The organism is Candidatus Pelagibacter sp. HIMB1505, assembly GCF_052047915.1.
Lineage (GTDB): Bacteria > Pseudomonadota > Alphaproteobacteria > Pelagibacterales > Pelagibacteraceae > Pelagibacter > Pelagibacter communis_A.
This window is the reverse complement of record NZ_JBNAIR010000001.1, coordinates 38,929-52,500: the sequence shown is the minus strand read 5'-3', so window position 1 is coordinate 52,500 and position 13,572 is coordinate 38,929. Positions and strand designations below refer to the sequence as shown.

Annotated in this window: 13 protein-coding genes and 1 rRNA gene (1 of these 14 only partly in view); 12 read left to right on the top strand and 2 right to left on the bottom strand. The window is 23.5% G+C overall.

Going from position 1 to position 13,572, the window contains the following annotated elements; all coding sequences use genetic code 11:
* The 8 genes from ACTTAU_RS00255 to ACTTAU_RS00220 all read left to right on the top strand — a co-directional run.
* Window positions 1–169, top strand: a 23S ribosomal RNA gene (locus ACTTAU_RS00255); it begins 2,584 nt to the left of the window's first position.
* A 132-nt stretch (window positions 170–301) separates the two neighbouring features.
* Window positions 302–640, top strand: a complete 339-nt coding sequence (locus ACTTAU_RS00250) for a hypothetical protein (RefSeq protein WP_438304478.1) — start codon at window positions 302–304, stop codon at window positions 638–640.
* A 673-nt stretch (window positions 641–1,313) separates the two neighbouring features.
* The gene (locus ACTTAU_RS00245; protein ID WP_438304476.1) at window positions 1,314–2,426 is read left to right on the top strand and encodes an N-acetyl sugar amidotransferase; all 1,113 of its coding nucleotides are present in this window, start codon (window positions 1,314–1,316) and stop codon (window positions 2,424–2,426) included.
* A complete protein-coding gene (gene hisH, locus ACTTAU_RS00240) occupies window positions 2,426–3,046 on the top strand; it encodes an imidazole glycerol phosphate synthase subunit HisH (RefSeq protein WP_438304473.1) in 621 nt (206 codons plus the stop codon). Before ACTTAU_RS00245 ends, hisH begins: the two co-directional genes overlap by 1 nt.
* Window positions 3,040–3,801, top strand: coding sequence for a HisA/HisF-related TIM barrel protein (locus ACTTAU_RS00235; protein WP_438304471.1), 762 nt, complete (start codon window positions 3,040–3,042; stop codon window positions 3,799–3,801). The genes hisH and ACTTAU_RS00235 overlap by 7 nt, the downstream gene beginning before the upstream one ends.
* A 225-nt stretch (window positions 3,802–4,026) precedes the next feature.
* Complete coding sequence (locus tag ACTTAU_RS00230) at window positions 4,027–5,808, top strand: carbamoyltransferase C-terminal domain-containing protein (RefSeq protein WP_438304469.1); 1,782 nt, start codon at window positions 4,027–4,029, stop codon at window positions 5,806–5,808.
* 6 nt (window positions 5,809–5,814) lie between these two features.
* Window positions 5,815–6,537 carry a cytidylyltransferase domain-containing protein gene (locus ACTTAU_RS00225; protein WP_438304467.1) on the top strand — a complete coding sequence of 241 codons (723 nt, stop codon included), beginning with the start codon at window positions 5,815–5,817 and terminating at the stop codon, window positions 6,535–6,537.
* The gene (locus ACTTAU_RS00220) at window positions 6,534–7,961 is read left to right on the top strand and encodes a surface carbohydrate biosynthesis protein (RefSeq protein WP_438304465.1); all 1,428 of its coding nucleotides are present in this window, start codon (window positions 6,534–6,536) and stop codon (window positions 7,959–7,961) included. The genes ACTTAU_RS00225 and ACTTAU_RS00220 overlap by 4 nt, the downstream gene beginning before the upstream one ends.
* Window positions 7,962–8,001: 40 nt before the next feature.
* Here the strand turns inward: ACTTAU_RS00220 and ACTTAU_RS00215 are convergent, their stop codons facing one another.
* Window positions 8,002–8,643: a sulfotransferase family 2 domain-containing protein gene (locus ACTTAU_RS00215; protein WP_438304463.1), complete on the bottom strand. Its 642-nt coding sequence runs from the start codon at window positions 8,641–8,643 to the stop codon at window positions 8,002–8,004.
* Between the two features lie 176 nt (window positions 8,644–8,819).
* Between ACTTAU_RS00215 and ACTTAU_RS00210 the strand changes: the two genes are divergently transcribed.
* From ACTTAU_RS00210 to ACTTAU_RS00195, 4 genes are read left to right on the top strand one after another with little or no spacing between them, the layout of a single operon-like run.
* Window positions 8,820–9,698, top strand: a complete 879-nt coding sequence (locus tag ACTTAU_RS00210) for a class I SAM-dependent methyltransferase (protein WP_438304461.1) — start codon at window positions 8,820–8,822, stop codon at window positions 9,696–9,698.
* Window positions 9,699–10,343, top strand: a complete 645-nt coding sequence (locus tag ACTTAU_RS00205; RefSeq protein WP_438304459.1) for a NeuD/PglB/VioB family sugar acetyltransferase — start codon at window positions 9,699–9,701, stop codon at window positions 10,341–10,343. It abuts the gene before it with no gap.
* 1 nt (window position 10,344) lies between these two features.
* Window positions 10,345–11,361, top strand: a complete 1,017-nt coding sequence (locus ACTTAU_RS00200; RefSeq protein ID WP_438304458.1) for an N-acetylneuraminate synthase family protein — start codon at window positions 10,345–10,347, stop codon at window positions 11,359–11,361.
* 4 nt (window positions 11,362–11,365) lie between these two features.
* Window positions 11,366–12,820, top strand: a complete 1,455-nt coding sequence (locus ACTTAU_RS00195; protein ID WP_438304456.1) for an aminotransferase class V-fold PLP-dependent enzyme — start codon at window positions 11,366–11,368, stop codon at window positions 12,818–12,820.
* On the opposite strand, the gene ACTTAU_RS00190 is transcribed toward ACTTAU_RS00195, so the two are convergent.
* A complete protein-coding gene (locus ACTTAU_RS00190; RefSeq protein WP_438304454.1) occupies window positions 12,813–13,571 on the bottom strand; it encodes an SDR family oxidoreductase in 759 nt (252 codons plus the stop codon). The genes ACTTAU_RS00195 and ACTTAU_RS00190 overlap by 8 nt on opposite strands.
* Between the last annotated feature and the right edge of the window lies 1 nt (window position 13,572).

Genomic DNA, 13,572 nt, shown 5'->3' with positions numbered 1-13,572 from the left:
GTAGCTAAGTATGGACGAGATAACTGCTGAAAGCATCTAAGCGGGAAACTCACCTCAAAACTAGTTCTTCCTATAGAGCCGTGGTAGACCACCACGTTGATAGGCTGGATGTGGAAGCGCAGTAATGCGTGCAGCTGACCAGTACTAATAGCTCAATTGGCTTGATTTATGCACTGAAAAAAATTTTTAAAGTCCCAACTTATTAATTAATTATTAATAAAAAAATTTAAACCATATTATTTAAACAGATCGCCTGATTTAAAGTATAAATGCTTGATATTTTAAAGTATAAATTCTTGATATGCTTGAAACCAATAAAAAAAGTAATGTATATTTACATATCGGTTTTGGTAGAACTAGCACAACAACATTACAAACACAAATTTTTCCTTTAATATCAAGCTTTAAAAAAAACTGTAAATTTTTTAGCATTAAGTCTTCTGTCATAAGAAAAAATTTAAAATCAGTTTCAGATAGAAGAATTCTTTTTAAATCTTTAATTGATAATTTAAAAATAGGTGAAGAATTAATTTTATCTGACGAAACCTTGTTAGGTGAAATTAAATCACAAACTTTAAATAGTGATAAATATAATGATAATGAGAGGGATATTCCTTGGCCTCCTAAAAGCATTCCTTGATGTCCATCAACTTATCAAGAAGGTTATATAAAAAATTGTAAAATTTTTGACAAAAATATTAATATTATTTTAACTATCAGGAAACCTTCTAACTGGTTAAGATCTGTTTTTTCAAAATGCTCAATTAGACATCCTAATGAATTTTTTGTAGGTAAAAAAGATGAGAATTTAAAAAATTCATTTCTTATTACTGAATTTGATTTAAATAAAATAATTGATTTATACAAAAAAAATTTCAAAAACGTAAATGTCGTAAAATATGAAGATTTACATAATTTTAATTTTGTAAAAAAAATTTTTAAACTAAGTGAAAATAAAATTGAAATTTTAAAAAAAAAATACAAGAAAAAAATAACTAAAAAAGGATACAACTTTTATGGATTTAAATTAAAATTAAAGTTAGAAAGATTAGGAAATTCTGTTATCGGTCAAATTTTTCCTGTTATCAAAAAGTTAAGTGATGGAGGAAGAATAGAGGAGAAAATCATTTTATTTTATCAAAAAATGCTTCCTCATAAAGAAATAGATTTAAACTTTTCAAATTTGGGAGTGGATATAAAAAAAATGGATCAAAAATATGAATTAATTAAGTCTCTTTAAAAATTCAATTTATTTTGATATTTATAAATTTGAAATCAATTAATATTTTGAAAAAACTAATATAATAATATTTATGATCCACAAAAGTAGATTTGAACTTAAAATATGTAAATCATGTTTAATGCTTTCAACTCGACCAAGAATTACGTTTGACAATAATGGAAATTGTAATGCTTGTGTATGGAAAGAAAAGAAAAGAAAATTAAATTGGAAAAAAAGAGAAAATGAATTTATTCAATTAGCAAAACAAATTAAATCAAAAAAAAATAATTTTGATATTATAGTGCCAGTAAGTGGCGGCAAGGATAGTTGTTTTGTTTCATATAACTTAAAACATAAATATAAGTTAAATCCATTATTTGTTACGGTCAATCCTCCATTGCAAACAAAAATAGGAAAAGCAAATTTAAAAAATTTCATTAATAAAGGGTATAATTTAATGAGTTTAGATCCAGACCCTATTACAATGCAAAAAATCAATAAATTAGGACTTCTTAAATTTGGTCAACCTTATTATGGATGGTTAACAGCAATTCACACATCAATTTTCAATTTGGCAGATAAACTTAAAATTGATTTAGTAATGTATGGTGAAGATGGTGAAGTTGAGTATGGCGGCACAACAGATACACAAAATAAATTTTTGTATGATAATAAATACGTTGAAAATATTTATTTGTCAGATGTACATAGAAAGGTTTTCAAAGAAATCAAACTTGATGGAGATAACAAGTTCTTTTACGAAGTGAATCTATCTAAAAAAGTTAAACTTTGTCATTACTCATATTTTGATAATTGGGATCCTTATAAAAATTACTTACTTGCAAAAAAAAAATTTGACATGCAAGAAAACTTTAAATCTAACCCATCAACTTTTACAAATTTTGCTCAAAATGACCAAAAACTGTATCCTCTTCACACATATTTTATGTTTCTTAAATATGGATTTGGTAGAGCCTCACAAGATGCATGTATAGAAATTAGGCGAGGAGCAATGTCAAGAGACCAGGCTATAAACTTGGTAAAATTATATGACCACATCTTTCCGAAGATTTATTTGAAAGATTACCTAAAGTATTTTGGAATTCAAAAGCAAGATTTCCAAATGGTTTTTGATAAATTTGCTAATAAAACAGTCTTAAAAAAATATAACAATTATTGGAAACAAAAATTTAAATACATTTAGTGAAAAAAAAAATTGGTGTGATTGATATAAAGATGGGAAATCTTTATTCTATTAAAAAAGCTTTAAATTTTTTAGATACAAATTATATCATTTCTTCAAACCATTCTAAATTGGAAAAATGTGAAAGATATATTTTACCAGGCGTAGGAGCATTTGGAACTGCTATGAAAAATATTAAACATACAGGACTAGATGATTTTATCTTTAATCAAGTAGAAGAGGGTAAAAATATTTTAGGTATATGCTTGGGTATGCAACTACTTGGCTCTAGTAGTTTAGAATTTGGTAAAGACGATGGACTAAATATTAATAATCTAAATTATACATCTTTTAAAAATAAAGTGAGCATGCTTGATTTTCACATTGGATTTAATCAAGTTAAACATCCTGATAATTCAAAATTATTTGTAGGCATTGATCAAAATTCTGATTTTTATTTTTTACATGGTTTTAGTGCAAAACCAAAGAAAGAAACCAAATGTTATGGGTTCACAAAGTATCAATACTATTTTGTTTCATCATATGAAAAAAAAAATGTTATGGGAGTTCAGTTTCATCCTGAAAAAAGTAAAATGAATGGTATTAAAATTTTACAAAATTTTATTAAATATAAATGTTAAAAAAAAGAATAATATTTACACTTCTATATGATAATGGACATTATATACAGAGCAGGAATTTTAGACGACAAAAAATTGGTAATGCAAAGTGGATTAATAAAAATTATAATTTTAGCTATATTTCTAACTTTATAGATGAGCTTATAATTTTGGATATTTCCAAAAAAAAAAATAAAACAAAATTTATTAATGACTCAAAATTAATTACTGATAATGTTTTTGTTCCAATTGCTTTAGGAGGTGGAATTTGTTCATTTAACTACGCAAGATATTATTTTGAAAATGGAGCAGATAAAATAATTATTAATTCTACAGCAATCAATAATTCAACAATTATTAAAAAAATTGCTTATAATTATGGATCGTCTTCAGTTATTATCTCTATAGATGTGAAATATAAATCGAATGATTATTTCGTTTATATTAATAATGGGTTAAAAAATACTAATTTAACTCTGGAGGAATATTTAAAAAAAATTTCAAAGTTAGATTTTGCTGAAATATATCTTAATTCAATAGATAGAGATGGGACAGGTACAGGAATTGATAAAGGGCTTATAGAAATCATTAATAAGTTCAATTATAAATACATAATAACTGGTGGTTTGGGGAACTACAAACATTTCATTGAAGGATTTAAGAGCACAAATAAAGTTGAGGCTATTGCCACAGCAAATCTACTTAATTTTCTTGGAGATAGTCTTAAAATCGTTAAAGCAAATTTACTTAAAAATAATATAAAATTAGTCTCTTAAACAATGAGAATAAAAAAAATTAATTTTTTATTTAAAATCTAACTTTTATTTTGAAGTTTTTAAAAATTTTTAATGGAAAGGTGTGAGTAGCTAAGATTAAAAAATATTCAATTGATATTGATGATGAAGAGGTCTAGATATTATTGTGAAATAACTTTTTACAAATTAGTGATGATTAATTTTTATAAAAAATTAAAAATTAAAAAATAAAAAACTAAATAAATTATGGTAATACTAGGAATAAATGTTGGTCATGGAGCTAGCGCAGCTCTAATGGTTAATGGTGAAATTAAATTTACGTTCCAAGAGGAAAGATTTACTAAGTTAAAAAACTACGAAGGATACCCTAAGCAATCTATCGATGCTTGTTTTCAGTTTGTTAAGAAAAATAACCTAAGTGTTGATGTTGCTGCGTTTAGTTCCAAATATTATGTTGGTTACATGACCAAATATCCTTTGCAAAACTTTTTTTCAATTGAAGAGTTTAAAAAATATTATGGAGATGATTACTACGACAAAAAAATTCAGGGAAAATCTGTCAATTCATTTTTTAAAAAATTAAAAGAAATTAAAAAAAAAAAATATAAATTAAAAACAGTATTAGATAGATATGATGACAAATTTTTAGAAAAAAATGAAAATTTAAAAAATATATTTAAAAAAGAATTAATCAATCAAGGAAAAGGAAAAATTAAAAAAGTTGTTTTTCTAGATCACCATTTTTGTCATGCTAATTATGCTTATCATGCAATTAATTTTGAACATTCAAAATTAGCAGTTTTAACTATTGATAGTTGGGGCGATTATTATAATCAAACTTTGTGGTTTCCTGATAAAAATAAGATATTAAGAAATGTAAATAAATCATCAGAATGTGATTTAGCAAGAATTTATAAACTTGTAACTTTAATTTTATCAATGAAACCAAACGAACATGAATTTAAAGTTATGGGGTTGGCACCTTATGCAAAAAAAAATTATAGTCAAAAGGTATATGAAGATGTCTTTAAAGATTTACTTAAAGTAAAAAATTGTAAAATTATAAATAAATATAGACCAAAAAATTTATATCAATATCTAATTAAAAAATTAGAAATTTACAGATTTGATAATATTGCAGGTGGATTGCAAATGTTTTTGGAAAATATAAGCTCTAAACTTTTAAAGCAGATAAATTCAAAATACAAAATTAAAAATTTTGCAATAAGTGGTGGAGTATCAATGAATATTAAGATGAATATGTTCTTACACAAACAAGATTTTGTTAACAAATTATATGTGGCACCTTCAGGTACAGATGAATCATTATCCATTGGAGCTTGTTATGCGATTAGTAATAATAAATCAAAACCAATGAAAAATATTTATCTGGGACAAAATTTAGATCATTCTTTAGAGAAAATTGAAAAAAAAATAAGAAATTTTTTAAATCTAAACTCAAATTATAAATTAATTAGAAATGTTAAAAATTCGTATATAGCAAAAATATTATCTCAGGGAGAAATAGTAGCTATTGCTCAAGGTAGGGAGGAATTTGGAGCTAGGGCACTTGGAAACAGGAGTATTATAGCTGATCCCTCTAAACCTAGTAGTGTAAAGCAAATAAATGAAATGATTAAAAATAGGGATTTTTGGATGCCATTCGCATTAACGATCTTGGATAAAGAAAAGAATAAATTTATACAGAATAAAAAAAACATAGATTGCAGTTTTATGACAATAGGTTTTGATACTATTAAAAAAAATTTAGATTTAATAAAAGCAGGAACTCATCCTTACGATAACACGGTAAGACCTCAGTTCCTTAAAAAAGAGCATAATCTAAATTATTATAATTTAATAAATTCTTTCCATAAACTGACAGGCATACCCGCACTATTAAATACGAGTTTAAACTTGCATGGTTTTCCAATATCTTCACTTATTGAGGATGTTTTTCATACCTTTAAAAAATCAGGATTAAAATATTTATTCATAGAAAATAAGTTTTTGATAAAAAAACCATAGTCCTTAATGAAAAAAATTAACGTTAAAAAAAATTTATTTTATTGTTTGATCTGTGCAAGACAGGGCTCCAAAGGAATAAAGAATAAGAATATAAAAAATTTTCATGGAAAACCTTTAATTTATTGGACATTTAAAATTGCAAAAAAAATAAAGTATTTAAATAAAGTTTTTGTGTCAACTGACTCAGAACATATAATTACTATTGCAAAAAAAAATAAGATAATTGTACCTTTTAAAAGACCAAAAAAATTATCTACTGATACGGCTAAAGAATTAGATGTGTGGAAGCATTTTTTGAAATTTTTATGTAAAAAAAATGAGATGCCAGAATATTTTGTTTTATTATCCCCTACAGCACCCCTTAGGAATGAAAATGATATAATTTTAGCAATTCAAAAAATGAAAAAAGAAAAAAATGCCGATGTGTTAATTTCTATAACAGAACCAAATAGAAACCCATATTTTAATGTTGTAAGCATTAATAAAGACGGATTTGCAAAAGTCCTAATAAATAAAAAGAAATATTTCAGACGTCAAGACGCTCCAAAAGTATATGATATGACTACAGTAGTTTATATTTTTAAAAGTAAATTTATTTTAAAAGCGAAAAATATTTTTGATGGCAAGGTTATAACTACGAAAATTCCAAAACAAAGATCTATTGATATAGATGATAGTTTAGATTTTGAATTTGCTAAATTATTATTTAATAAAAAGAATTTGAAATGACTATTGGTTTGCCAATCGAAATTAAAGTTAGAGAGTTTCTAAGTAAAATTTTTTTTGGAGTTAAATTAGCTGAAGAGTTAAATCAAGATGTATTAATTGGAGAAAAAAATCAAGTTTATAGGTTATTTAAAAACACTAAAAATTTTTATTTAATATCTAAGGGGGGACCCGTAAGTCTTTTTAAATTTGAAAAAGAAAAATTTTCAAATAATTATCTTGGTTTACTTGATGAAGAAGCTCCATTGATCAATATAGGAACACAGGAACTTCTTCCAAGAATTCATAAAAAAATTTTAGAAAATGTAGATGAATATTTTGTATGGGGAAAAAAAGATTTTGGAATTATTAAGAAAAAAATTAAAGACAAAAATAAATTTTTAATTTTTGGTCACCCTAAATTTGATTTATTAAAAAGTAAAAATATCTCCTTTTTTGAAAACAACGTAAGTAGAATTAAAAAAAAATATAAAAATTTAATTTTTATTCCCTCTAGTTTTATTACCGATCAGGTAATGGGAGATAAAAAAACTGATAATTTTCAAATAGAACAATTTTTAAAAAAAACTAACGATAAAATTAAATTTGAATATAAAAAAAAAAGATTAATTGAGGAAGAAAATTATAATTCCTTTATAAAATTATTAATTGAGTTATCAAAAAAGAATCCTAATTATAATTTTGTTTTCAGACCGCATCCAAGACAGTCGCTAAAAAAAATAAAAAATAGGTTTCTGGGTTCACCAAAAAATTTACATATAGTTTTTGAGGACACAATTACTCCGTGGATAATTGCTAGTGATTTATACATTCATTATGGTTGCACTTCCTCTTTAGAGGCAGCAATATTAAAAAAAAAAATCATTTTTTTTGTAAAAGATGAACGAGCTTTAGAAACTAGAAACATTAGTCTATTTAAATCATTAGGGTATAATTTTAATAATTATGAAAGATGTGCAAAATTTATCAATCTTCACTTAAGTAAGAAATTAAAAAAAATGAAAAATTCTAGAGTATCATCATCATTAATATACAATAGCAGTAAATATAGTTTTAGTGATAATTTTATAAAATTTTTTAAAAAAAAATACTCAAATAAAATTCAAAATATAGCTGTGAAAGATATTAAATCTATTTTTTCAAAGAAAGACGAAAGTTATTCAAAAGGAATTTTATCTAATTTTAAAAATATTATTTTAAAAAATGAATTTTTATCAAGTTTAGCTCAAAAAACAAATTCAAATTTTTTACTTTCAAAGGATTATAAAATAAAAAAATTTGACGGTATATCTTTTAAAGAAATAAAAAAAACAGTATTAATTTTACAAAAAAAAATTAAATTAACGCATGAAATTAAAGTTATTGAAATTGATAAAAATTTATTTTTATTAAAAAGAGATATTAGTAATAATAAATTAAAAAATTAATTTCTGAAAAGAAATATGTGGTTTGATGAGTGAAAATAATTTATTTTTTTTCATATCCAAATGTTTCAAAATCATCCTTATAAAATTCGTTTACCATTTGAATAGTGCTTTTCTCCCATTTTATTTTAAATATTTTTGACAATCTTCCTCTAGTGTATTGTTTTTCACCAATTTCAAAATTTATTCCATAATCTTGCAAATCATTTTTTAGATCTTTAAATTTATTTTCGTATTTATATACTTTTGTCTTATTTGTTAAAAATTTTACTTGTGGTTTAAAGTGATTTAGCTTGTACTCTAAATTATTATTGGCAATATTTAATTCTTTTTTAATAAAATTATTAAAACCTGAAAACATTTTAAATTTATAAAATGTTTTTATATTCCATTCACTAATTTTAAAGATTGACCCAAATTGATAGAAGTATTCGCTTTCAAGTTTTGTATATGGATTTCTTACTACGGTAAATTCAAAATCAACATTTATATTGTTATGTTTTAAAATTGTATTGATTTCCTCAGATGTTAAATGAGCAGGGGATACTTTACCGTTATTTTCAGGATATTTTTGACCTAAATAACTATAACCATGTTTTGCTAAAGCTCCTGTAATTGCTAATCCACCATTTTTGGGAATGTGAATATAGAGTATTTTTTTTTGTTGTGTAAAAAAAAGAGGCATAGGTTAAAATAATATAATTGTTATTAGAGACATAAGTTTTTTAAATTTTTTTATTATTTTATTATATATCCAAAAATTTCTAATATAAAAAAAATAAATTAAAACTTATTATCATTTATGTATTGGGCATATTAATTTGAAAATTATAAAGATATAATATAGTTAATTTTGAATATATGAAGTTAAATATAACTAATCCAATTTATAAACAATTAGTCAAATTAGAACTAATTAAAAAAAAAAATTTATTAATTATAAATAACAAAACTAGAGATAGTAAGGTAAGAGTTATTAAAGATAAAAAAAGTGGAATTATATTTTTAGAAAAGAATATAATTAAAAAATCTCATTATACAAACAAACCTCATAAAGATTATCTAAATAAAAATAATTATAAAAATTTTCATGAAGATGATTATCGACGTATTTTTCAATTTAAAAAATATATAATAAATAAATCTATTTTGGATTATGGTTGTGGCTGGGGTGGTTTTTTAAAATTGGCTTCAAAATATTGTCATAGTGTTGCTGGTTATGAAACTATGAATATATGTCAAAATTATATTTCAAAAAATATCCCGAAAATAAAATTAATTTCAAATAAAGAAAAATTAAAAACAAAAAAATACGATTTAATTTTTTTATTTCATGTTCTTGAGCATATGCCAGACCAAATTAATGAATTGAAGTTCTTAAAGTCTCTTTTAAATAAAAATGGAAAAATAATTATAGAAGTTCCAACATGCAACGATATTCTGCTATCAATAAAAAGTCTTCAGTCTTTTAGAAATTTTACTTTTTGGAGCGAACATTTAATTTTGCACAATCATCAATCACTTAAAAAATTTTTATTGAGTGCTAATTTTAAAAAAATAAAAACTTTTAATTATCAAAGATATAATCTAGATAATCATATTAAATGGTTTATTGATAATCTTCCTAATGGAAATATGAAACCATTATTTAAAACTAGCTCTCATACAAAAAATAATTATCAAAATTTTTTGTACAAAAATAATAGATCTGATACGATAATTGCTATTGCAAGTAAATAAATGAGAAAGATAATTATATTTGGTACTGGTCCTCAATCTAAGTTGGTATTAAGTCAAATAGATAATTACCACTTCAAAGAAATATTTTTTTTTAATGACAAAGATAACAAAAATAAGACTATAACTTATAATAAAAAAGAGTTAGTAATAATTAAAAAATACGGAGAATTAAAAAAAAAAATTAATAAAAATACTTTTGGTTTTATTGGAATTGGATCAAACCTAATAAGAAAAAAAATTATAAAAACACTTAAATTAAAGTCTATTAATTTGAGATGGCTCAAAATAATATCTAACAAAACAAATATTCATCCGTCAGTAATAATTGGAGAAGGTTCTTTAGTTATGCCAGGAGTAACAATTAACATTAACTCTGTGATTGGAAATCATTGTTTAATAAATACTAATTCATCAATAGATCACGATAATAAGTTTGGTGATTTTGTTAGTACAGGACCTGGCGTTAATACAGCTGGCAATGTAAATGTTGAAAGCTTTTGTCATTTAGGAATTGGATCAAATATTAAGGAAAATATAAATATTAAAAAAAATACAATTATAGGAGGCGGATCATTTGTTAACAAAAATTGTAATCAAAATTCTTTGTATTTTGGTGTACCAGCAAAGAAAATAAAAAAAAAATAATATGAATTCAAACAAAACTTTTATAATTGCTGAAATAGGGGTTAATCATAACAATGATATAAATATATCAAAAAAAATTATCAATTTTTGTTCAAAGCAAAAAATAGATGCAGTCAAATTTCAAACATTTAAAGCCGAAAAATTAGCTCTAAAAGCTACCCCAAAGGTTAATTATCAGAAAAAAAATAAGCTAGATAAAGAAAGTCATTATCAGATGTTAAAAAAACTTGAACTTTCTGAAGAAGATCATTTTGAGCTTAAAAAATATTGTGAAAAAAAAAATGTTGAATTTATATCTACCCCCTACGATGTAGAAAGTGCAAAATTTTTAGTTGATATAAATGTTAAAACAATAAAAGTAGCATCTGCAGATTTAACTGATTTTTTTTTACATGAATATTTAGCCAAAACAAAAAAAAAAATTATTATATCAACTGGAATGTCAAATATAAAAGATATTTCAAATACATTAAAATTGTATAAAAAAAAAAATTCAAATCATATTTCTTTATTGCATTGTGTATCAAATTATCCTTGCTCTGATCATTCATTAAATTTAAATTGTTTAGAAAAATTAGAAAAATTTGGTTGTAGAATAGGTTTTTCTGACCATTCTAAGGAACATCTGAGCTCTTCTCTTGCCATTGCAAAAGGAGCTAAAATAATTGAAAAACACATAACTTTAAACAATCAATTAATTGGTCCTGATCACAAAGCATCTTTAAACTTAAATGATTTTGAAAATTTTGTTACCCAGATAAGAAAAACAGAAAGAATGCTTGGTTCAAAAGAAAAAAAAATTCAGCAAGAGGAAAAAGAAATGTTAAAAATTTCAAAAAAAGGCCTTTATTATAATGATAATTTCCAGGCAGGGAAAAAAATAAAAAGAAATGATTTGATTTCTTTAAGACCTTTTACAGGGCTAAAAGTATCAGATTATAGAAAAATTGTTAACAAAACTTTAAAAAATAAAGTTAAGAAACAACAAAAAGTTAAAATGAAGCATTTTTGTAATTAAAAAAATGTCAAATTCAAATATAAAAAATCTATTAGTTGATCATAATGAAACTATTAGGAATGCTTTAAAAAAAATTAATCTTTCAGGACTCAAAGTCTGCTTTTTAGTAAAAAATAATAAATTAAAAAATGTAATTAGTGATGGAGACATAAGAAGATCACTTTTAAAAAGTCTTGAGCTATCTGACAAAGTAAAATATGTAAAATCGAAAAAATTTATTTATGTCCAAGAAAATTATGATTTTTTGGACCTTCAAAATAAAATTTCCAAATATGGAATTGTACCAATTTTAAATAAGAAAGGTCATGTTATTGACTATGCTAATGAAAAAAGAATTAGGCAAATACCACAATCGGAACCTTTATTAAAAGGTAACGAATTAAAATATATTTCAGATACTATTAAATCAGGCTGGATCTCATCAAGAGGTAAATACGTAAACATGTTTGAAAAAAAATTTTCCTCTTTTGTAAATAACAATTATTGTTTATCAACAAGTAGTGGTACAACTGCACTTCAATTAGCTATATCAACTTTAAAGTTGAAACAAGGAGATGAGATAATTGTACCAGATTATACTTTTGTCTCTCCAATTAATTCAATTATACATTCAAAATGTAAAGCAGTTTTAGCAGATATTGATCCAGATACACTTTGTATTTCCTACGATTCAATAAAAAAAATTACAAATAAAAATACAAGAGCAATAATTATTGTCCACTTATATGGTAATTCACCTGATTTAGAAAAAGTTTTAAGTTTTTGTAAAAAAAGAAAAATTTCTGTCATCGAAGATTGTGCAGAGGCCTTTGGAACAAGATATAAAAATAAACATGCTGGAAATTTTGGAGATTTTGGAACCTTTAGTTTTTTTGGAAATAAAACTATTTCTACAGGTGAAGGAGGTATGATTATTTTTAGAGATAAAAAAAAATATGAATTGGCAAAAAAATTAAGAGATCATGGAATGAATCAACAAAAAAAATATTGGCATGATGAAATAGGATTTAATTTTAGATTAACAAATATGCAAGCTGCCATCGGATGCGCTCAATTAGAAAATGCAAATTCTTTTATTAAAAAAAAAATTTCCATTCAAAGAAAATATGAGTCCAAGTTGAAAATAATAAAATATTTAATTTTCCCCTCTCCGAAAAAATATTATATTAATTCTCATTGGTTGTCATATATGAAAATAAATCCCAAACTTAAGGATGCTAAAAAATTAAGAGATGATTTAGTTTATTACTTAAATCAAAAAGGTGTAGAAGTAAGAACTGGCTTTTATAGTGCTCATTTAATGGATATTTATAAAAACTCTAAAAGTAAAAAAATTAATTATAAAAACTCAAAACAAATTTCTAACTCAATAATTACTTTACCAAGCTCTGTAAATTTAAAAGATAAAGAAATAAATTATATTTGCAATTTAATTTTAAATTATAAATTAATTAAGTAAGTGTATATCCTCCGTCAGCAACTAGATTAATACCGGTTATATATGAGCTTTTTTCAGAACTTAAAAATTCGTATATATTTGCAATTTCATCAGGATTACTGAATCTTTTAATTGGAACTTTTTTTAAATAGTTTCGTTTGAAATTTTTATTTTTGAAATTTTTGTCATTTTTACTTAAAATACCTCCAGGACATATTGAGTTAACTCTTATATTGTAATTTCCATACTGAGTAGCAGCATTTTTAACAAAATTATTTATACCAGCTTTAACAAGTGAGTAACCTATGTTTTCGTTTATTCTTGTTTTTTTGTATACATTAGGATCCTGCGCAACCACACCGTAAATTGAGCTAGTTAAAATAACACTTGAGCTTTTTTTAATCGCTTTCATCTTAGACAATATATATGAACATATTGTAACACTAGAAGAAAGCCAATCGTTTAAAACAATATTAAGTTTTGATTTTTTTAGATTTTTAAAATTAACATCTTTGAAAGAATTTCTATCAATATAACTGCAATCTATGTAAATTTCAGGAACAGTATATTTTGTTAAAATTGATTTAATATTATTTTCTAAAACTTTTGAAGTCATATCAAACTTTTCATAATTATAATTTCTTGATTTAATATTAATATTTTTTATATCTAAGTTTAATATTTTCTTATTTTTTTTTAAAAATTTATTTATCAATTTTGATCCAATTAAACCACTTCCTCCCAATATAATTATATGAATTTTTTTTTTCATA